The organism is Mongoliimonas terrestris (assembly GCF_001927285.1).
Taxonomy (GTDB): Bacteria; Pseudomonadota; Alphaproteobacteria; order Rhizobiales; family Pleomorphomonadaceae; genus Chthonobacter; species Chthonobacter terrestris.
This window is the reverse complement of sequence record NZ_MSIG01000014.1, coordinates 1-21,138: the sequence shown is the minus strand read 5'-3', so window position 1 is coordinate 21,138 and position 21,138 is coordinate 1. Positions and strand designations below refer to the sequence as shown.

The 21,138-nt window shown below is 65.6% G+C and carries 18 protein-coding genes, 1 tRNA gene and 1 pseudogene; 9 read left to right on the top strand and 11 right to left on the bottom strand.

All coding sequences use genetic code 11. From position 1 onward, the window contains the following. Positions 1-88 precede the first annotated feature (88 nt). The 11 genes from cysG to BUQ68_RS23855 all read right to left on the bottom strand — a co-directional run bounded on the left by cysG (position 89) and on the right by BUQ68_RS23855 (position 13,433). Positions 89-1,657, bottom strand: coding sequence for a siroheme synthase CysG (gene cysG / locus BUQ68_RS17725; RefSeq protein ID WP_083656683.1), 1,569 nt, complete (start codon positions 1,655-1,657; stop codon positions 89-91). Further along, a complete protein-coding gene (locus tag BUQ68_RS17720; RefSeq protein WP_075217346.1) occupies positions 1,629-4,292 on the bottom strand; it encodes a nitrate reductase in 2,664 nt (887 codons plus the stop codon). The genes cysG and BUQ68_RS17720 overlap by 29 nt, the downstream gene beginning before the upstream one ends. A 242-nt stretch (positions 4,293-4,534) precedes the next feature. After that, positions 4,535-4,888 carry a nitrite reductase small subunit NirD gene (gene nirD, locus BUQ68_RS17715; RefSeq protein WP_075217345.1) on the bottom strand — a complete coding sequence of 118 codons (354 nt, stop codon included), beginning with the start codon at positions 4,886-4,888 and terminating at the stop codon, positions 4,535-4,537. Beyond that, positions 4,885-7,335: a nitrite reductase large subunit NirB gene (gene nirB, locus BUQ68_RS17710; RefSeq protein ID WP_075217344.1), complete on the bottom strand. Its 2,451-nt coding sequence runs from the start codon at positions 7,333-7,335 to the stop codon at positions 4,885-4,887. The genes nirD and nirB overlap by 4 nt, the downstream gene beginning before the upstream one ends. Positions 7,336-7,345: 10 nt before the next feature. After that, positions 7,346-8,143 carry an ABC transporter ATP-binding protein gene (locus BUQ68_RS17705; RefSeq protein WP_075217343.1) on the bottom strand — a complete coding sequence of 266 codons (798 nt, stop codon included), beginning with the start codon at positions 8,141-8,143 and terminating at the stop codon, positions 7,346-7,348. Positions 8,144-8,155: 12 nt separating this feature from the next. Next, a complete protein-coding gene (gene ntrB, locus BUQ68_RS17700; RefSeq protein WP_075217342.1) occupies positions 8,156-9,055 on the bottom strand; it encodes a nitrate ABC transporter permease in 900 nt (299 codons plus the stop codon). A 203-nt stretch (positions 9,056-9,258) separates the two neighbouring features. Next, positions 9,259-10,596, bottom strand: a complete 1,338-nt coding sequence (locus BUQ68_RS17695; RefSeq protein ID WP_075217341.1) for a CmpA/NrtA family ABC transporter substrate-binding protein — start codon at positions 10,594-10,596, stop codon at positions 9,259-9,261. Positions 10,597-10,889: 293 nt separating this feature from the next. Further along, positions 10,890-12,209, bottom strand: a complete 1,320-nt coding sequence (locus BUQ68_RS17690; protein WP_245293304.1) for a CmpA/NrtA family ABC transporter substrate-binding protein — start codon at positions 12,207-12,209, stop codon at positions 10,890-10,892. A 129-nt stretch (positions 12,210-12,338) separates the two neighbouring features. After that, entirely contained in the window at positions 12,339-12,944 is a 606-nt protein-coding gene (locus BUQ68_RS17685) for an ANTAR domain-containing response regulator (protein WP_075217340.1), read from the bottom strand. A gap of 5 nt (positions 12,945-12,949) precedes the next feature. Beyond that, positions 12,950-13,282, bottom strand: coding sequence for a DUF6538 domain-containing protein (locus BUQ68_RS17680; RefSeq protein ID WP_139315267.1), 333 nt, complete (start codon positions 13,280-13,282; stop codon positions 12,950-12,952). A gap of 82 nt (positions 13,283-13,364) precedes the next feature. Then, positions 13,365-13,433: transfer RNA gene (locus tag BUQ68_RS23855), tRNA-Glu, on the bottom strand. 120 nt (positions 13,434-13,553) lie between these two features. On the opposite strand from BUQ68_RS23855, the gene BUQ68_RS17675 reads away from it, so the two are divergent. From BUQ68_RS17675 to BUQ68_RS17635, 9 genes and pseudogenes are all read left to right on the top strand, one after another. Continuing rightward, positions 13,554-14,837 (top strand): tyrosine-type recombinase/integrase, encoded by a 1,284-nt coding sequence (locus tag BUQ68_RS17675; protein ID WP_075217338.1) that lies wholly within the window; start codon positions 13,554-13,556, stop codon positions 14,835-14,837. A 290-nt stretch (positions 14,838-15,127) separates the two neighbouring features. Then, positions 15,128-15,775, top strand: coding sequence for a hypothetical protein (locus BUQ68_RS23375; protein WP_139315266.1), 648 nt, complete (start codon positions 15,128-15,130; stop codon positions 15,773-15,775). 85 nt (positions 15,776-15,860) lie between these two features. Beyond that, on the top strand, positions 15,861-16,055 hold the full coding sequence (locus BUQ68_RS24590) for a helix-turn-helix domain-containing protein (protein WP_075217337.1): 195 nt from the start codon (positions 15,861-15,863) through the stop codon (positions 16,053-16,055). 212 nt (positions 16,056-16,267) lie between these two features. Then, on the top strand, positions 16,268-16,426 hold the full coding sequence (locus BUQ68_RS23850; protein ID WP_175577843.1) for a helix-turn-helix domain-containing protein: 159 nt from the start codon (positions 16,268-16,270) through the stop codon (positions 16,424-16,426). A 223-nt stretch (positions 16,427-16,649) separates the two neighbouring features. Further along, positions 16,650-18,416, top strand: a complete 1,767-nt coding sequence (locus BUQ68_RS22940) for a tyrosine-type recombinase/integrase (protein ID WP_175577842.1) — start codon at positions 16,650-16,652, stop codon at positions 18,414-18,416. Between the two features lie 3 nt (positions 18,417-18,419). Next, positions 18,420-19,475 (top strand): site-specific integrase, encoded by a 1,056-nt coding sequence (locus BUQ68_RS24585; protein WP_083656680.1) that lies wholly within the window; start codon positions 18,420-18,422, stop codon positions 19,473-19,475. A 266-nt stretch (positions 19,476-19,741) separates the two neighbouring features. After that, a complete protein-coding gene (locus BUQ68_RS17645; RefSeq protein WP_075217333.1) occupies positions 19,742-20,092 on the top strand; it encodes a transposase in 351 nt (116 codons plus the stop codon). Next, complete coding sequence (locus BUQ68_RS17640) at positions 20,065-20,796, top strand: IS3 family transposase (RefSeq protein WP_139315265.1); 732 nt, start codon at positions 20,065-20,067, stop codon at positions 20,794-20,796. The genes BUQ68_RS17645 and BUQ68_RS17640 overlap by 28 nt, the downstream gene beginning before the upstream one ends. Before the next feature lie 125 nt (positions 20,797-20,921). Next, positions 20,922-21,041: pseudogene (locus BUQ68_RS17635) on the top strand (transposase); the annotation flags it as partial. Positions 21,042-21,138 lie beyond the last annotated feature (97 nt).

Here is a 21,138-nt window from a genome sequence, read left to right as displayed (position 1 = left end):
TATTGAATCTGGAGCGATTTCTTGTCGACCTGATGATTCCATCAGGTCGGAAAGCGCTCTAGACAGGGTTTTGAGAACAAAGAGTCAATCAACCGCAGCTCCTACGCCCTGACAGGGGGATTCGTTTACATGCGGATAGACGCTCAAAGCCAAAATCCTGGTTTGAACATGCTGAAGCCGTGGTATTGGGGGCATCACTGGCCCTCGACCTGTCGTCTGAAGCGCACTCGGCGCATCGAACGGCCGCGAATACGCGGCCGATACCGATGACGATCGCAGGGCCAGGTTCGACGGCCTCGGGGGCGGCGAGGTCGACGAGGTGTCTGCGGACGAGCCGTTGCCCCGGTTGGCCGACGGAATAGCCGAGCACGACCGGGGTCTCGGGCGACAGGCCCTCGGCTATCAGGCGGGTCGCGATCTGCGGAGCCGTCCGCCCGCCCATGTAGACGACCAGGGTCGTTTCCGGATCGGCCAATCCGCGCCAATCGAGTCCGTCGTCGAAGTGACCGGTCCTGGCATGGCCCGTCACGAAGCGGAGCGAGTGGGCCGTGTCGCGGTGGGTCAGCGACACGCCGAGCGCGCTGGCGAGGGCGATGCCGGCGGTGATGCCGGGGACGACCTCGACCGGGATGCCCTCCCGCTCGAGCCGGGCGATCTCCTCGCCGGCGCGGCCGAACACCATCGGGTCGCCGGCCTTGAGCCGGACCACCCGCTTTCCCTGTCGGGCGAGCGTGATCATCAGGTCGTTGATGTCTTCCTGGCGGCAACTCTCGCGGCCACCCCGCTTGCCGACCATCATGCGCTTGGCCTCGCGGCGGGCGAGTTCCAACACGTCGGCCGAGACGAGATCGTCGAACAGGATCACGTCGGCCGACTGAAGCGCGCGCACAGCCTTCAGGGTCAGGAGATCGGCATCCCCGGGTCCCGCACCGACGAGGATGACGCGGCCACGCGGGCCGTCCGCTCGGGCGATGGCATCCGCGTTGGCGAGAAGGTCGGCTTCGTCGGTGACTGTGGGCGGGGGACCGAAGGCCTTCTCGGCGAGCATCTCCCAGAACCGCCGCCGCTCGGCGCCCGGCTTCAACCGGGCATTGACCGTCTCGCGGATGCGCCGTGCGAGCGCGCCCCAATCGGCAAGGCCGGGGGGCAGCAGCGTCTCGATGCGGCGGCGAATGGTCTGGCCGAGGATCGGCGCAGCGCCGTCGGTCGAGATGCCGACCACGACCGGCGAGCGGTTGACGATGGTTCCGAACTGCACATCGCAATAGGCCGGCTTGTCGACGATGTTGACCGTCACGCCTGCCGCGCGGGCCGCGCAGCGGAAGGCCTGGGCTTCGGCCTCGCCCTCTGCAACAAGGAGCCCGAAGGCGGGCCGTGGCGTGAATGCATCGAGCGCCCATGGCCGTCGGTGGAGCGTCAACGATCCGTCGTCGGCGCCGCGGGCAAGGAGTTGGAGCATCTCGTCCGATGGATCGTCGGCATAGATCTCCACGGCCGCCCCCGCAGCGGCGAGAAGTTCGGCCTTCCAGGCGGCGCCGGCACCGCCCCCGGCGACGATCACACGGCGGCCACGGAGATCCATGAAGACCGGCAGCTTGGCGAGCCGTCCCATCCGGGCCGGCATCGCCTCACGCGGGGATCGTATGGGTCGCGTCATGGACGATCCTCCCGATTTCGGGGCGGCACGAGCCGCAGTTGGTGCCAGCCTTCAACAGCGCGCCGACGGCCTCGACGGTGGTGCAGCGGCCGGACAGGACGGCGGCTTCGATCGCCTTGACGCCGACATCAAAGCACGAGCAGACGATCGCGCCCTGATCCGGCAGGTCCCTGCCCGGTCGGCCGGCGAGGCTGACGGCTCCGGCGGAACTATCGGCCAGGAGATCTGCGGCGAAGCTGCGCGACACGGCGACCGGACGCCTGGAGAACCAGACTGCTCCGCGCAGCCTGCCGCCCTCCATCAGCGCGAACCGCCAGACATGGGCGCCCTGATCCTCCACCGCGACGAGGCAATCCTCGCTCTCGTCCAGGCCGAGAACACGCCGCGCCAACGCCGCCCAGTCGGCAGGCGTGCGCCGCCCCGCCAGTTCGATCCGGTACCCGTTCTTGGCGCGGGCGAGGGCGTGATAGTCCGCGTCGGCGGCATTCGGGTGCCGGGCGGACACGGCGAAGCCGTACCAGGCCATGCCAGCGGGTTCGACGGAGACCGCGGTCGACTTCAGGCCCGGTTGGCCCGACACCGGATCGGTCGCCGGGGCGACGACCGCGTCGATGCGCGCCCGAGACGCGAACCGGTCGGTCCAATGCATCGGCACGAAGACGGTCCCCGGCAGCACCCGATCGGTGACGAGCGCGCGCACCAGGGCGCGGCCATGCGCGGAGGTCACGGCAACCACGGTCGCCGGCTCGATCCCGGCGTCGGTTGCGTCCGCGGGGTGGATCTCGCAATAGGGCTCGGCGATGTGCCCCGACAGCCTTGCGGTCTTTCCGGTCCGGGTCATGGTGTGCCACTGGTCACGGACGCGGCCGGTGTTGAGCACGAAACGCCGGTCGGCGGATGTCGGCGGCATCGGTCTCGGCTCCACCGGGACGAAGGCGAGCCGTCCGGACGGGCGGAAGGCGCCGCCGTCGGCGAAGAAGCGCTCGCGGCCGTGCCCTGCCTCTGGAACCGGCCAGCGGACTGGTTCCAGTGCGTCGTAGGCGGGCTTGGAGAGATCGGCGAGGCCGGAGATGTCGAAGTCGCGACCCCGGGCGGCCATCACGCCGGAGAGGGCCGCGTGTTCGCGGAAGATCGCGTCCGGTCCCGGATAGTCGAAGCCGTCGAACCCCATGCGCCGGCCGATCTCGGCGAGGATCCACCAGTCGGGCCGCGAGTCGCCGGGCCACGGCAGGAAGGCGCGCTGCCGCGAGATGCGGCGCTCCGAATTGGTGACGGTTCCGTCCTTCTCGCCCCAGGCGGCGGCGGGCAGGAGCACGTGGGCGTAGCGGGTGGTATCGGTCGGGGCCACGTCGACCACCACCACGAACGGGCAGAGGGCGAGGGCCGCTGCGACGGCGTCGGCGTCGGGCAGGCTATCGACCGGATTGGTCGCCATGACAAGGAGGGCCTTCACCCGCCCGTCGCCGACCGCCTGGAACAGGTCGACGGCCTTGAGGCCAGGCCGGGAAGCGATGGTCGGCGACGACCAGAAGCCGCGCACAGCGGCCCTGTCGCCGGCATCGGCCAGTTCGCCATGAGCGGCGAGCTGGTTCGCCAGCCCGCCCACCTCGCGGCCGCCCATGGCGTTCGGCTGGCCGGTGATCGAGAAGGGCGACGCGCCAGGCTTGCCGATCCGCCCGGTGGCGAGATGGCAGTTGAGGATGGCGTTGACCTTGTCAGTCCCCGACGTCGACTGGTTGACGCCCTGGCTGAAGGCTGTGACGACCTTCTCGGTGCGGCCGTAGAGACTGTAGAAGGTTGAGAGGGCGGCCGGATCGAGCCCTGTCGCGTCGACAGCGCCCTGAAACCCGATTGCCGTCGCCACGGCAAGCGTCGCCTCGAACCCCTCCGTATGCATGTCGATGAAGTCGCGATCCAGGGAACCGGTCTCGGCGAGATGCGCGAGCAGCCCGCAGAACAGCGCCACGTCCGAGCCCGGAGCGATGGCGAGGTGGACGTCGGCCGTCTCCGCCGTCGCCGTCCGCCGGGGATCGATCACGACGATGGTCATCGACGGACGCTCGGCCTTCGCCGCCATCAGCCGCTGGTGCAGCACCGGATGGCACCAGGCGAGGTTCGAGCCGACCAGCACCACGAGGTCGGCGAGTTCGAGATCCTCGTAGGTGCCGGGCACCGTGTCGGTGCCGAAGGCGCGCTTGTGGCCAGCGACGGCGGACGCCATGCACAGGCGGGAATTGGTGTCGATGTTGGCCGAGCCGATGAAGCCTTTCATCAGCTTGTTGGCGACGTAGTAGTCCTCGGTGAGGAGTTGGCCCGAAACATAGAAGGCCACCGCGTCCGGCCCGTGTTCGGCGATCGTCGCCGCGAAGCGCTCGGCGACATGGTCGAGCGCCGTGTCCCAGGTCGTGCGCTCGCCGCGGACGGTGGGGTGCAGGAGGCGGTCGTCGAGCGACAGCGTCTCGGCGAGGGCCGCGCCTTTGGCGCAGAGACGTCCGAGATTGGCGGGATGGTCCGGGTCTCCGGAGACCGAAACACCGCCCTCCGGCGACACGGTCGCCAGCACGCCGCAGCCGACGCCGCAGTAGGGGCAAGTGGTGCGGGTGACGATCGCTTCGGGGGGTGGGGTGTGGTGCATGGGGGCTCTTGGCGACGGAGTTTGCGGTCTTCTCGGGAGAGGGCGGCGCCGGCACCCCTCTCTCTAACTCTCCCCCACAAGGGGGGAGAGGACAGGTTGCGGAGGATGGAGCGGCATCGCTCGACCTCTGCCGTTTCCCACCCGGTCCCGACTGCCCACCGGATCCTCGACAGGTCCTCTCCCCCCCTTGTGGGGGAGAGCTAGAGAGAGGGGTTTCGGCCGCCGGAGGCGGGCGAACATCCCTATGAGACAGTCAACCGGGACAGGTCCAGCAACACTGTCCCATCCTCCACCTTCACTCCGATGACCCGAGCGCAGCCCTCGTCCGGTCCTTCGACGGCACCTGTCTCCAGGCTGATCACCCAGTTGTGGAGCGGACAGGTCACCGAATGGCCGTGCACGATCCCTTCGGAGAGCGGGCCGCCCTTGTGGGGGCACCGGTTGCGGAGGGCGAAGATCGTGTCGTCGGCGGCCCGGAAGACGGCGATGTCGCCGTGGCGGCTCTTCACCACGCGCGCGCCCTGGATCGGGATGTCGGAGACCGCGCCGACCGCCACCCAGTCAGCGGCGAACTGGCCTTGCAGCACGCGGTTCATTCCGCCGCCTCCATCTTGCCGACTTCGGCCATCGGCGAGAACTCGTGCGCCTCGAAGCCCTTGACGCGTTCCGCCCACGGATCGACCTGCGCGGTGGCCTGGCTGAGGAGGAAGCGCTGCAAGAGCGCCGCCCGCTTCGGCACGTCGTCCACCACCTGGGAGCGGATCGTCGCGACGCTGACACGGTCGGCCCACTTGTAGATCCGCTCCAGATAGCGCCCCTGCTCGCGATAGAGCTGGGTCAGCGCCATGATGATCTCGATGCACTCGGCTTCCGAGGCGACGAGGGTCAGCACCTCCGTGCCCTTCACGTGCATGCCCGCGGCGCCGGCGAAGTGGATCTCGTAGCCGGTGTCGACGCAGACGACGCCGATGTCCTTGCAGGTCGCCTCGGCGCAGTTGCGCGGGCAGCCCGAGACGCCGAGCTTGACCTTCGCCGGCGTCCAGGAGCCCCACATGGCCTTCTCCAGCTTGACGCCGAGGCCGGTGGAGTCCTGCGTGCCGAAGCGGCACCACTCCGACCCGACGCAGGTCTTCACGGTCCTGAGGCCCTTGGCATAGGCGGCGCCCGAGATCATGCCGGCCCGTCCGAGATCGGCCCACACCGCCGGCAGGTCCTCCTTCTTCACGCCCAGGAGGTCGATGCGCTGCCCGCCGGTGACCTTCACCGTCGGGATCTTGAACTTGTCGGCGACGTCGGCGATGGCGCGCAGCTCGTCCGGCGTCGTCAGGCCGCCCCACATGCGCGGCACCACCGAATAGGTGCCGTCCTTCTGGATGTTGGCGTGGACGCGCTCGTTGATGAAGCGTGACTGCTGGTCGTCGACGTAGTCGCCGGGCCATTCGCAGAGGAGATAGTAGTTGAGCGCCGGCCGGCACTTGGCGCAGCCGCAGCTCGTCTTCCACTGCAGCTCCTGCATCACGGCCGGAATGGATTTCAGGCTCTTGGCGACGATCAGGCGCCGGACCTCGTCGTGGCCGAGGTCGGTGCACTTGCACATCGGCTGGACAGCCGCCGCCGCGTAGGCGTCGCCGAGGGTTGCGGTGAGGAGCTTTTCAACGAGCGGCGTGCAGGAGCCGCAGGAGGCCGACGCCTTCGTGTGCGTGCGCACCTCGTCGAGGCTCGACAACCCCTTGGCGGTGATCGCCGTGACGATCCTGCCCTTGCAGACGCCGTTGCAGCCGCAGATGGGAGCGTCATCCGGCAAGGCTGCAACGGCCGCCGTAGGGTCCAGCGGGGTGGCTCCCGAGAATGCGGGGCCGAAGATCAGCATCTCCCTGAGGTCCGAGATGTCGGTGCCGCTGCGCACCATGTCGAAGAACCAGGTGCCGTCCGCGGTGTCGCCGTAAAGGACCGCGCCGACGAGCCGGTTGCCTTCCAGGACGAGGCGCTTGTAGACGCCGCGCGCCGCGTCGCGGAGCACGATCTCCTCGCGGCCCTTGGCGTCCGCGAAGTCGCCGGCGGAGAAGAGGTCGATGCCGGTCACCTTCAACTTGGTGGCGGTGACAGAGCCGGTATAGGTGCCCGGCGCGCCGAGGAGGCCCTGCGCGGCCACCTTCGCCATCTCGTAGAGCGGCGCCACCAGGCCGTAACAGGCGCCGCGGTGCTCCACGCACTCACCGACTGCGTAGATGTCCGGGTCGGAGGTGCGCATGGCGTCATCGACGAGGACGCCGCGGTTGACGTCGAGACCCGCCGCCTTGGCGAGGCCCATGTTCGGCCGGATGCCGACCGCCATGACGACGAGGCTCGCCGCGATCTCCCGCCCGTCGTCGAGGCGGACGCCTTCGACGCGGGTCTCGCCCAGGATGGCGTGGGTGTTGGCCTTGCAGACCACCTCGATGCCGCGCGCCTCGATCGCCCGCTGCAGGAGATAGCCCGCCGCCGGATCGAGCTGACGCTCCATCAGCGTCGGCATCAGGTGGAGGACGGTGACGTCCATGCCTTGCGCCTTCAGGCCCGCGGCCGCCTCCAACCCAAGGAGGCCGCCGCCGATCACCACCGCGCGTCCACCGGCGTTCGCCGCCGCGATCATCTTCTCCACGTCGTCGAGGTCGCGGTACGTGACGACGCCCGGCAGGTCCTTGCCCGGCAGCGGGATGATCACCGGGTTCGATCCCGTGGCGATCAGCAGCTTGTCGTAGCCGTGGACCGTGCCGTCCGTCGCCCGGACGGTCTTCGTCTCGCGGTTGACGGCCCCGATCGCCACGCCCTTGACAAGGGTCACCCCGCGTTCGGCGTACCAGGCGTCGTCGTGGATGAGAATGTCCTCGTAGGCCTTCTCGCCGGAGAGGACCGGCGAGAGCATGATGCGGTTGTAGTTCACCCGCGGCTCGGCGTTGAACACGGTGACGTCGAAGGCATCCGGCGCCTCTTCGAACAGGTGCTCCAGCACCCGCCCGGCGGCCATGCCGTTGCCGACGACGATGAGCTTCTGTCTGGTCATGGGCATGTCCTCAGGCCGCTTCCACGAAGCGGTTGCGCTCGTAGAGGAACTTCAGCACCGCGGAGCGGCAGCGGATGTAGGTCGGATCCGCGGCGAGCTCGATCCGCCGACGCGGCCGCTCCAGCGGCACGTCCAGCACCTCGCCCACCCGGGCGGCGGGGCCGTTGGTCAGCATCACGATCCGGTCGGACAGGAGCACCGCCTCGTCGACGTCGTGGGTGATCATGATCACCGTGTTGCCGAGCGAGGCGTGGATCTGCATCACCTGGTCCTGCAGGTGCGCACGGGTCAGGGCGTCGAGGGCGCCGAAAGGCTCGTCGAGGAGCAGCACCTTCGGCTCCATGGCGAGCGCCCGGGCGATGCCGACGCGCTGCTTCATGCCGCCGGAGATCTCCGAGGGCCGCTTGTCCTTGGCGTGGCCCATGTGGACGAGTTCCAGGTTGCGCATCGTCCAGTCGTGCCGCTCCGCCCGGGTGCGGCTTCGGCCGAACACCTTGTCGACGGCGAGCGCGACGTTCTCGTAGACGGTGAGCCAGGGCAGCAGCGAGTGGTTCTGGAACACCACCGCCCGATCCGGCCCAGGCTGCTCGACCGCCTGGTTGTCGAGAAGGATCGCGCCCGAGGTCACCGGGGTAAGGCCGGCGATAAGGTTGAGGAGGGTGGACTTGCCGCAGCCGGAGTGGCCGATGATCGACACGTATTCGCCCCTGGCGATTTCCAGGCTGACGCCCTTCAGCACCTCGGAGGAGACGCCGCCGCGCGTGAAGGTCTTGTCCACGGCTTCGATGGAGAGATAGGCCTTGCTCATGACGGCTCGCCTTCAGCTGGTCGCGGTGCCGCGGGTGACGAGGAGGGCGACGAAGGCGACCAGCCGATCCAGGAAGAACCCGGTCAGGCCGACGTAGACGAGCGCCACGATGATGTCGGAGATGAGGGACGAGTTCCACGCGTCCCAGATGAAGAAGCCGATGCCGACGCCGCCGATCAGCATCTCCGCCGCCACGATGGCGAGCCAGGAGAGACCGACACCGATTCTGAGCCCCGTGAAGATGTAGGGCGCGGCCGCCGGGATCATGATCTTGGCGAAATACTCCAGACTGTTGAGGCGGATCACCCGGGCGACGTTGACGTAGTCCGAAGGAATGTTGCGAATGCCGACCGCGGTGTTGATGATCACCGGCCAGACCGCCGTGATGAAGATGACGAAGATCGCCGACGGTTCGCCGTCGCGGAAGGCGGCGAGCGAGAGCGGCAGCCAGGCGAGCGGCGGAACGGTGCGGAGAACCTGGAAGATCGGGTCGAGGCCGCGCATCGCCCAGAGCGACTGGCCGATCAGCACGCCGACGGCGATGCCGACGACGGCGGCGATCGCATAGCCCACCGCGACCCGCTGCAGCGACGCGATCAGATGCCAGCCGAGGCCCTTGTCGATCCCGCCGTTGTCATAGAAGGGCGCGACGATCAGTTCCCAGCTGTCGGTGACGATCACGCTCGGCGGCGGCAGGCTGGCCGTCGGAGACGAACAGGTGACCTCCCAGACGAGGAGCAGGACGGCGAGCACGACGGCCGGCGGAACGACCAGTTCCGCCGTCCGGCGGGCGACAGCCAGGAGGCGCGCGCCGGACGGCTGTGCCTTTACCGGCAGCGGCACGACGGTTGCCGGGCCGAGAGCCGCGGCCTTCGCGGCGGGCTTGGCGATCTTGAGGGCGGTGGTGGGCATGGGCTGGTCCTGGCTTCGAGGTATGTGTTCAAGGGCGGCTGCGGTCGCGGGAGCCACCCCCCACCCTGTCCCTCCCCCTCAAGGGGGGAGGGGACGACAACGGTGCCGGTCGGCGGATCAGGCAGCGGATCCGCAACGAACTCCCTCCCCCCTTGAGGGGGAGGGTCGGGGTGGGGGGTGGCCCGGCGCGTACCCCTCGCCCGTCACGCCATCCGGCTGATGGCGAGGCTCTCCAGGTAGGCTCCGGGGTTTTCCGGGTCGAAGACCTTGCCGTCGAAGAAGGTCTCGGCGCCGCGGCTGTCGGAAGCCGGGCCGGCGATGCCGAGGGTCTTGGCGGCCTCGCGCCAGAGATCGGAGCGGTTCACCTCGGCGACGAGGGCCTTGATGTCCGTTTCGGGCGCGAACTTGCCCCAGCGGATGTCCTCGGCGAGGAACCAGGTGTCGTGGCTCTTGAAGGGGAAGGAGGCGTCGTCCCGCCAGAACTTCATGAAGTGCGGGCTGTCGGCGACGACCTTGCCGTTGCCGTAGTCGTATTCGCCCTTGATCCGGTCGACGATGTCCTTCGGAGGCACGTTGAACCAGGCGCGCTTGCCGACAATGGCGGCGAGTTCGTCCTTGTTCGCCATGTCGTCGCACCACTGCTGCGCTTCCATGACGGCCATCAGGATGGCTTGGCTCGCGACCGGGTGCTTCTCCACGAAGTCGCGGCGCATGCCGAGCGACTTCTCCGGATGCCGGTTCCAGATCTCCGCCGTGTTGCAGGCGGTGTAGCCGATGCCCTGGTTGACGAGCTGCTCGTTCCAGGGCTCGCCGACGCAGAAGGCGTCCATAGTGCCGACCTTCATGTTGGCCACCATCTGCGGCGGCGGCACCACGATGGTCTCCACGTCCTTGTCCGGATCGATGCCGCCGGCGGCGAGCCAGTAGCGGATCCAGAGGTCGTGGGTGCCGCCCGGAAAGGTCATCGCCACCTTGGCCATGGCGCCGGCGGCGGCCTTCTTGGCGAAGACCTCCTTGAGGACGCCGGCCTCGACGCCGACCTTCAAGTCCGCGTATTCCTGCGCGACCGAGATCCCCTGGGCGTCGAGGTTGAGGCGGGCGAGGATCACCATCGGCAGCGGCACGTTGTTCTGCGTCACCTTGCCGGCCGAGATCAGGTAGGGCATCGGCGTCAGGATGTGCGCGCCGTCGATGCCGCCGCCCTCCAGGCCGAGCACCAGATTGTCGCGGGTCGCGCCCCAGGAGGCCTGCTTCAGCACCTCCATCTCGGGCAGGCCGTGCTTGTCGAAGATCCCCTTCTCCTTGGCGACGATCAGCGGAGAGGCGTCGGTGAGCGCAATGAAGCCGAGCTTGGTGCCCTTCACCTCCGGACCCGTGCCGGCAGCAAACGCGCCACCCGGAAAGGTCGCCTTGATGGCGGTGAAGAGAGCGGCCGTGGCGGCTGTCGCGGCGGTCGTCTTCAGGAAGCGGCGGCGGTCCAGTCCGGCGCCTGCGTCGGTCGTGGCCCCGGCGTTCGGGCCGGTCTTCGTCGTCTCGGTCATGGTCTCTGCCCCGATTGAAAAACGAAAAAAGCCGCCGGCCAAAGGGCTCCCGGGAGGAGGAGCATCTTCGGTCCGGCGGCGTCGCGCGGTGGGCCCGGCTTCGGGCGAATCATCTGAGGAAGAAGCGCCGTCGTTGGCGCAGTCAGCACATTCCATGCACCTGGCGTGCCAACCGGTCGTCGGTTGGAAAACCGCTCCCTTTCCGCTCTCCCGGCTGTCGCGCCGCGACAGCGGCATCGGGTCGGGCGCCTAGTCAGTAGGCTGTGGCCCTAGGCATACTGCCTGCTTCGTAATCAGGGCGGATCCGCCCGCAACGAGAAGCCGGCGACATAACCGGCGATGTCCTCCGGGTCGAACACGCGGCCGTCGAAGAAGGGATCGGGGCCGAGGTCGAGGCGTCCGTGGCTGGTGCCCACCGACCGCTCCGCCGTAAGCGCGCCCTCCAGCTTGGAGGAGGCCGACGGCAGGATGGCGTCGGTGCCGGCGAGCGCGGCCCGGTAGAGATCCGGACGATAGGTGGCCGCCGCGGCTGCCTCAGCCTCGGGCGTCGGCGGGATCTGTCCCCAGCGGACCATCTGGCTGTAGAACCAGAGCGCGTGGCTGCGCCAGGGGAAGGTGGCCGCTCGGCCGTGGAAGGTCAGGAAGTCCGGTTGCGGCAGCGGCGCGGCGCCACGTTCGCGGACGAGTTGGCCGGACAAGGCGCGCTCCACGATCGGCGCGTCGACGCCGACGAGGCCGGGCTCGGCGAGAAGGTGCGCGAGTTCGGCGCGGTTTGCCGGGTCGTCCGCCCAGCGGGCCGAGCGCTCCACGGCCCGGACGAGGGCCGCCACAGTCGCCGGCGCGCGTTCGGCGAAGGCCGTCCGCAGCCCGAGCACCTTGCAGGGGCTTGAGCGCCAGAGTTCGGCTTTCGCCAGGAGAAGGACGCCGGCGCCGCTCTCCACGGCGAGGCTGTTCCACGGTTCGCCCACGCAGAAGCCGTCGATCTGCCGGCTCTCGATGGCCTCCACCATGTAGGGCGGCGGAACGACCGTGAGCCGGACGTCCTTGTCCGGATGGATGCCAGCGGCGGCGAGGAAGTAGCGCAGCTCGTAGTTGTGGGACGAGAAGGGGTGAACCATGGCGAAGATGAGCGGCCTTGGCCGGCGCGCCACCACCGCCTTCAGCGCGGCGCCGAGTGCCGCCGGCCCGCCGCCGGCGACCGCCCCGGCCGCCTGAAGCTCCGACCAGAGGTCCGTCGACACGGTGATGGCGTTGCCGCCAAGGCCGAGCGCCATCGGCACCGCCATCGGCACCGCGAACCCGCCGACGCCGAGCGAGGCGGCGATCGGCTGCGGCGCCAGCATGTGGGCAACATCCAGATGGCCGACCGCGAGCCTGTCGCGAAGGGCTGCCCAACTGGTGTGCTGCACGAGCTCGATCGCGAGTCCCTCGGCGGTGGCGAAACCCTTGCGGGCCGCCACGACCAGGGCCGCGCTGTCCACGAGCGGAATGAAGCCCGCACGGACGACGGTCGGCGCGGACGGATCCGTCGCGATCGGATCGTTGCCGACCGCCCGAAGGGCGCCGATCCGCTCCTCCTCGATCGAAGTGTCGTCCTCTAGCACGCTGTCCACCTATTCTGTCGTCGGCAGCAGACCGGCATCCGGTCCGCGCACGGCATTGCGCTCACGGATCCGATCGGATCCGAACGGTGCGGCTTCGTCGCCTTGGTGCGCCCGCCGTTGGACGCCGCCGCCCGGTGTTCAGCCGAGCAATTGCGCCGCCGTGATCACGCTCTGGGCGATCTCGTGCATGCGCTTGTTCTCATTCATCGCCGCCTTGCGCAGCGCCGCATGGGCCTCCTCCTCGGTGAAGCCCCGGTGCTTCATCAAGATGCCCTTGGCCCGCTCGATCAGCTTGCGCTCGGCGAGTTCGTTGCGGGCCTGCGCGAGTTCGTTCTGAAGCCGTGAGAAGACGTTGAAGCGGCTGACCGCCATCTCAAGGATGGACTTGATGCGCTCCTTCTTCAGCCCGTCCACCACATAGGCCGACACCCCGGCCTCTATCGCCGCCTCGGTGGTCGCCGCGTCGGACTGGTCCACGAACATCGCCACCGGGCGCGAGACGACGCGGCTGACCTGGAACATCTGCTCCAGCACGTCGCGGCTAGGGTTCTCCAGGTCGATGATGACCACGTCCGGGTCAATGGCGACGAGCCGCTTCAGGAGGTTGGCCATGCCCGTCAGCACGGTGATCTCGACAATGCCCGCCTCGCGCAGGCCATCCTCCAAGATGGCGGCGCGCACCTGATTGTCATCGATCACGGCGACTCGGATGGCGGATCGTGGCTGGCCGGAACTGGTTGTCATCCGGATCAGTAAAGCAAGCCTCGTGCCGTTCCCGATCTGATGGCGCACCACTCAGCGAAAGGGCGTGTGTCAGAGGGCTCCGAGACGACGCCGTTGAAACCGTCGTTGTCGCTGACCCGCGAGCGATCCCGCGACGTGCCCGAAAAAATGCCCATGCATTCGGGGAATACGCCGTGCACGAGGCCGGCGAGGATACGCGCTGCCCGGGCGGCGTCGCCCGCCGGGATACGCGCCAGCCGAAGCCAGAAAGGACTGTGCCCGAAAAGGGTTACAAGATCGGAAGGAACGCGGACCTGGAAGGTGTAGACAGCGCCGCGGCGCGTCAGATGACTGGACATGGCCTGCATACGTCCTTGCATACGCATGCGGTTCGCTCGAAGCGAAATCCAGACGAATCAGACACTTAGCCGGGGGTGGAAATGGCGCTCCCTAGGGGAATCGAACCCCTGTTTTCGCCGTGAGAGGGCGAAACTTTAACCTTTTATCGTCCGCTGCCGTCCGTGCTGGCTCTTTTCGTATCAAAGACTTAACTGCAAATTGTCCGCTGGCGTCCGCCGAAACGCGCTGCTATATATTTGATGAATATTTGACGGTTTCGGATTTCGACCCATGGCGAAGACCCTCAGCGAAAGCGGCATCACCACCCGGAACGCACGGGCAAAGCTGAAGACCGGACTGCACTGGCGCGGCATTGATCCCGACGTACACCTTGGATATCGCAAGGGCGTACGCGGCGGCCGGTGGCTGGTCCGCTCCTACGAGGGTGGCGGCGCTTATCTACAGGCGACGCTCGCGTCCGCGGACGACGCGCTCGACGCAGATGGCGATATCGTACTCTCGTTCGATCAAGCGGCACGCACTGCGCGTGCCCACGTAGCAAAGGTGCGCGCGGACCGCCTCGCCGCCGCTGCTGGCCCGGTGCTGACCGTCTCGACCGCAATCGAAGCTTACCTTGCAGTTCGCGAGGCTAAGGAGGAAGCACTACGCCCCGCGGGCATGAAGCGGGACGCGCGGTCTCGGCTTACGCGGTATGTCCTTGGAACACCTCTCGCAGCGACGGCCCTGCACTCGCTCGCCGAGCCCGATCTGGAGGCATGGCTCGCCGGGCTTGCGAAGACGCTTGCGCCCGCGAGCGTTCGACGACTGGTCAATGATTTGAAGGCCGCGATCAACCTTGCAGCACGGATGCACCGGGCGCGCCTTCCTGCCTCTTTACCCGTGGTCGTTCGGAACGGACTGGCCACCCCTGAAGCCCACGGTGGCGAAGCGCGACGACAAATCCTTAGTGATGCGGACGTGCGCCGGATCGTACTTGCTGCGCAGGAGGTAGACGCCAGGGCGGAATGGGATGGCGACCTTGCACGACTAGTACTGGTCCTCGCCGCGACAGGCGCGCGCTTCTCTCAGGTTGCCCGCATGACCGTCGCTGACGTGCAGTCAGCCGATGGCCGGCTCATGATCCCGACCAGCCGGAAGGGACGCGGCGCTAAGGGTGGCCGCGTCGGGGTGCGCGTCGGCGAGGACGTGCTACGGGCACTGCGCCCAGCCATAGCCGGCCGCAAAGGGCCGATGACACTCCTGGAGCGCTGGAAGCATCGCCAAACCGAGGTCGGCGTCTGGACTCGCGACCGCCGCGCGCCCTGGGGTGTAGCGGCCGAGATGACGCGGCCTTGGGCTGCAATTATCGAGAGGGCCGAGCTTCCAGCCGACACGATACCCTATGCCCTCCGGCACTCGTCTATCGTACGCGGCCTTCGCGCCGGACTGCCCATCCGACTGGTGGCCGGGATCCATGACACGTCGGCGGCGATGATCGAACGGCACTATGCAGCCTTCGTGGTGGACGCCCTCGACGAGCTCGCGGCCCGAGCAGTGGTGCCGTTGACAGTGTAACCGGGAAGTAGGCGCCTTCAGGCAGTCGGAAACAGCGGCAGTCCTCCACAGAATAAGTACATCAGTCAATGTACTGTTCGGTCGCATGGGCAGAGCCGGTGTGGCGGTGCACGATTCCAAGCTAAATTTTAGAACTGAGCTGGCAGTGCAGTCGTACTCTTCGTGATTTAGCCGATCAACTGCGCATGGTGGCCACCGCACCGAAAAAACGCATCGCAGGGGCGATACACCCCAGAAGCGGCCGAATCTAATGGAAGCCTGAGCGGTGTTTGAAGCTTTCGAGGTCTTATATGAGCGAGAAATCTACAGCTTTACGACTAGACGACATCAGATCTATCATAGAATTGTGCAAACCTGACCATGACAAAGAGGAAATGTTTCTAAGACTCCTTATAATCTGGCTTCGAAAAGTGAATGGAGAAGAATACAGAGAATGGGGCCCCGGGTTTTTCGATTATGGAACTCCGGTTTCACATCTTGAAACCATTTACAAAACAGCCACTGCTTTTGAAAAGTCCGTAACGACGGACACGAGTGGGGATACTGGCGACCTATATTTCTTTGTGGCAACAGGCCTTATTGAAGAAAAGTCAGGCCTGAACATTGCGGAGATTAAGAAAACTATAGGGCGTCTTGCAAGTGCGACTCATGAAGCTATCCAAGAAGTTAAAAACATGAGACCACCAGGACGACCTCGGTCAAAAAACACAGTGATTCACGATCATTACTTGGGACTTCTTATTGACTGGATTGAATCCGCGGGAGGAACCGCGTCTATCAGCCAGTATGGTGGCCTTCCGTCGGGAACCCTTCCAGAGCTTTTGGCGTTACTTAGAAATATAGGGTGGTTGAAGAACCAGCTGTTCTTCGATCTGTCATACGAGCAGCTGCGAAAAGCAAAAACGTCGCAGCGGTCCCGTGCGAGCTCTCGTGGGTAATTGGCAGGGCAATCCAGGCGTTTTACAACGATGACAGGATTGGGCTTGGTTGGCCAATGATGAACCTCCGACAACGGAGGCGTCCATGACTGTACATACCGATCCTCCCCTCTCCTATCGTATTAACTCGGCTTGCCGAGTCCTCGGCATCGGGCGAACCAAGCTGTACAACCTCATCAGCTTGGGTGAGATCAAACCGATCCGGATCGGCCGCCGCGTCCTGATTCCGCACTCCGAGCTGGAGACGCTTCTGCGTCGCCTTCAGTCGGAGAGATCTTGATGGCGGCTCAAAGTCGACCCGCAAAGCCGGGGTCCGGACAAGCTCGCGCGCCGGGTTCCCAAGTGGCAGCTGCTCTCACTTCTTCCTGTACTGGCAGCAGTAAGACCACTGCAGGGGACTGTCGAACGGTCTCGCAAGACCGCGGCTCTTACCGGGGCGAGTTGGCCGCCCGTGCCCCGGCCCCTTCGCGCGAGTTCCCGTCCACCTGCCTCTTGAGCCTCGGCGACGCAGCCCGGGTCCTCGGCGTGTCGGTGAAAACGCTGCGCCGGCTCTACGAAGCTGGTGAACTGCCCGTCGTGCGCATAGGTCGGCAGATCCGGGTTACGCCTTCGGATCTCGACCGCTTCATCGCCGACCGCCGGCGCGGGTGACCAGCGCCGTCCAGTTCTGTCCAGCTATCGCTATGTAATCAATCGCGTAGTGAAACAGTATCACCTTAGGTGAGCGGAAGATAATCTGGACCTGTTTCACTATCATGCTAGACTGAACATCTATGACTACACGAGGATACTTATGTCCACGAGAAAGCGTCACGATGACCGTTTTCAACCCTGCTTTCCAGGGATTTTCCCCGAGGAAGAACCGGAGAGCAAAATGCCTGACGAGTGTGTCGTCTCAGGTGCAGCGTCGGTAAGACCTACCACTGCCGAGCCGGACGCCGGATCCAACCAGTCGCCCTTGAAACGACCCGAAGGCGACCAGCTCTTTCGCCCTGGTGGAGCGGTAACCCTCGCGGATGTCAAAGCGCGTGTGGCGGAAGAGCCACCGTCCCTAAGGCGGCGCGATACGCTTTCCGCACTGCGCGTCCTCTTCTCTCGAGTGCAAGCCACCGACGCGCTGCCTGCGACTGCGGAGGCCGTCCGTCGGTTGTTCGCCGAAAACGGACCCACAGCACTCGGCGTCACCGAGTTGCGCTGGCGCAACGTGCGATCATTGGTTGTAGCTGCCATCAAGCAGCATGGGATGCGTCGGCGTATGCTCACGAAGGATCTGCCACTATCGCTGGCGTGGGACACTTTGTTCAAACAGCTCAAGAGGGAGGAGCGCCACGCTTTGGCGCGTTTGGCCCGTTACTGCACGGTCGTCGGCATCGGCCCAAGCGAGGTCGACAAGGAAACACTCCTCGGCCTCCATGAGGCTCTGGTGGCAGAGTCCTTCGTCAAGAACCCCCGAAATATTCTGAAGCATACGATCGCGGTGGCCAACATGGCCGGCAAGCGCATCTCAGGCGAGTGGCCGCTCCCGAAGCTCTCATCTCCGTTCAAGACCGAGCCGTTCATGTTGCCGCTGTCCGCATTTCCGGCATCCTTCGGCGCGGACGCAGAGCGCTGGGTAACCTCTGCCACGACTGCGGACCCGCTTGACTTGCGCGCTCGAACAAAAGCCGCACGCCCGGCAACGATTAAGAGCGCCGTCTACCACATCCGACGTGCCGCTTCGGCGCTCGTTCGTGGTGGCCATCTGCCCATTGAAGAGATCACGAGCCTTGCCGTTCTTGTGCAACCACTAAACTTCGTGAATGCGCTCCGTGCGTTCATGCCATCCGATGCAACGCTGCCTCCGACCGACGCTGCCAGGATCGCTCGGACGCTGATCGGAATTGCCAAAATCCATGTTCCAGTCACAGAAGCCGACCTTGTTCAGCTGAAAGCCGTGTTGAGGCGCCTGCACCAACGTCTTCCGCCCGGAATGGGCAAGCGGCACCGAGAACGCGTCGAGCAGTTCGACAATCCGGACAATGTCCAACGTCTTTTGCATTTCCCAGCCGACGAGGCAGCTCGCGCTAGGACCCAGAGAAACCCGGAGCGCCGGGCTCGCGGCATCGAGCGCTCGCTGGCAACGGCTGTTCTGATCGATACAGGCCTACGCCTGCACAGCTTGCGGACTTTACGGCTCGACATGAGCTTCCGTCGCGCCAATGGAACCGTGTACCTCCACGTTCACCGCGATCAGAGCAAAACAGACCGACCGCTCGACCACATTCTGCCGCCGGCGACAGTGGTCTTGCTTGACGAGTATCTGCGCGATCACCGCCCGATCCTGCCAGGCTCGGATGGACCATACCTGTTTCCGGGAAAAACGGGCGGCCCGAAGTCCGAGAGCGCCATGCGGAACTGTATATCGGAGCCGCTTTACCGGCATACCGGCATCAGGCTCAATCCTCATGCCTTTCGTCACGTCATCGGAAAGATCGTGATCGAGCGCGATCCAGGTGCCTACGCCCTCATTTCACGCCACCTCGGCCACACGTCGTTGAACACCACCCTTGGTTCCTATCTTGGCACCGAAACCAAGGTCGCGAGCCGCCACCTCCACAAGATCATTGATGAAGCCCGGTCCGGGCTGCCGACGGAGGTATAGCCGATGCCACGGGAATATATGGCCACCCGCCAGCTGCTATTTAGTGCTTGGCCGGCGGCCGACCGGCGGGCCTGGGACGGCCTGTTCCGAGAAGGGGATCTTCTGACGGATGCCGGGTCTGGACTGCACTGGGCAGCGGCCACTCGCCGGACTAATCGGCGGCATTACGGCTGCTTTCTAAAGTGGCTTCATATCCATGATCTCCTGGACGAAAGGAGTGACCCCACCGAACGTGTCACACCAGAAGCCGTAAACGCCTATGCGCGGAGTATGATGGCTGAGCTAGCACCCAAAACCGTCGAGAGTTCGCTCATCGGTTTGAAGGTCGTGGCAAAGGCGCTGGCACCTGCCAAAGACTGGCGCTGGTTCGATGGGATCACCGCGCGAGTCAAGCGTTGGGCGCGGCCTTGTCGCGATCCAGACGCCGGCCTGGTTCCGATTGAGAACGTCTACTCCACTTGTCTCTCCGAGCTAGATCGGCTTAGGGCGTCGGCTCTGACCAGCGTCAGAGCTCGTCTCGCCTACCGCGACACGCTCGTGGTAGCATTCTTCACAGTGGCCCCGATCAGGATCCGCAACATGGCCATGATCGATGTTGGCGTTCACCTCGTCCGAAGCGATCAAGCCTACGAGCTTCGATTCACTGCGGACCAGACAAAGAACCGCAGGCCTCTCAGCCTGCAAATCACTCCGGAACTGACACCCATCGTAGAACACTACCTTGAACGCGTGCGGCCGTGCTTCCCGAAATCCGGATCCGCTGCACTTTGGCTCCGTGCTGGCGGCGGACGGCTTGCCCTGAACTCCATTTACCAGAGAGTGACTGCCACTACCCGAAGGTTACTTGGACAGCCGGTGAATCCTCACCTGTTCCGCACAATCGCAGCGACTGCTATGGCAGATCACTCACCTGAAACAGCCCGGCTAGCCGCACCACTGCTTGGACATGCCGATTTCGGGACGACAGAGCGACACTATATCTGCTCGCGTCAGATTGATGCCAGTCGGAAGATCTCAGCGATCCTCGGTTCAATCCGCAACGGCTCAGCGTCCCGCTAATTGCGAGGGGCCCAGCCTTGTGGACGGCGTCGCTGAAGCAGAGGAAGTAACGTTGCCCCTCTGAGACATTTCCGCATGATTTCCGTTCTGGCCTATCGGAAGGACCAGCCCATGAGGCGCGGCTTGGCCGTGCTTTGTTTAAGAAGTTGGGCCGGGGCTATCAAAATCGGATGACGTTGCCCCTCTGGGTGGAGTGGGCCCCTTGAGCCGGACAGGATGCGGCTTCCGAATTGACAGGCGTCCGGGCTTTCGGAGGAGGAAAGCCCATGAGCAGGCACCGCACTCACAGCACGGCGTTCAAGCGTCAGGTCGTCCAGGAGTATCTGGCGGGCGAGACGCTCCACGCGCTAGGCAAACGACACGACCTGTCGCGCAACCTCATCCGCATCTGGCTTCAGAAGCATGAGGCCGGCGCCTTTGAAGAGGAGGCGGTGGCGGCCGACATGGTCCAGGAGTACGAAGCACGGATCGCGGCCCTGGAGCGGCTGGTCGGCAAGCAGGCCATGGAGCTGGAGCTTCTAAAGGGGGCTCTGAAAAACGGACCGCGCGCGAGAAGCGGCAGTACCTCCGTGATCACCGGCCCGACGGGATCAGCGTCGGCGAAGGGTGCCAGCTGATGGGGATCGCGCGCTCCACCTACTACGACGGCGATGCCGAGGCTAGCTGCGACACGGCCATCGTCGAGGCGATCGCAGCGATCTGCGAAGAGTTCGAAAGCTACGGCTGGCGGCGAGTCCGCGCGACACTCCGGCACCAGGGTGTCGTCGTGAACCACAAGAAGATCAGGAGGTTGATGCGAGAGCATGGTCTTCAGCCCCGCACCCGCCAGCGTCACGTCGCGACCACCGACAGTGACCACGACCACCCGATCTTCCCGAATCTCATCGCCGGGCGGATTCCGGATGGTCCGGACCAGATCTGGGTTGCCGACATCACCTACGTCGCGATCCTGACCGGCTTCGTCTACGTCGCGGTCGTTCTCGATGCCTGGTCTCGCCGCGTCGTCGGCTACGCTATCAGCCGCTCGATCGACGCGCGCCTGACCCTCGCCGCCCTGGCTGCGGCCGTGGAACGGCGCAGTCCACCGCCCGGATGCATTCACCACTCGGACCGAGGATCGCAATATGCTGCCCTGGCCTATCGGTCTGCCCTCGCCGACGTCGGCCTCGTCGGATCCATGGGACGGCGGGGCAATCCGTACGACAACGCCAAGGCGGAGAGCTTCATGAAGACGTTGAAGGTCGAGGGCGTCTACCCGATGGCCTTCGAGTCCTTCGCCGACGTCGCCGAGACCCTCCCCAGGTTCATCGACGATGTCTAAAATGCCAAGCGCCTTCATTCGGCGCTCGGTTATCTCAGCCCCACCCAGTTCGAGGATCAGCACTCCCGGGTCACTGCCAAATCAGCAGCATGAGCTTTGTCCGGCGTTAGGGGCCCACTCCACCACTGGCCTGGAATTGCTCCGCCGTTGACATCATCGGGATCCTGAAGGAGCACGAGGCCGGGATCCCGGTCTCGGACCTTTGCCGCAAGCATGGGGTCAGCGACGCGAGCATCTACAAGTGGTGACCTTGCCCCCTGGAATGCCCTCGCTCAGAAGCTAGGATCCGTCGACGATGGACCGAACCCCAACATTGGAGCGCCGGAGGTTAGAGTTTCCGGC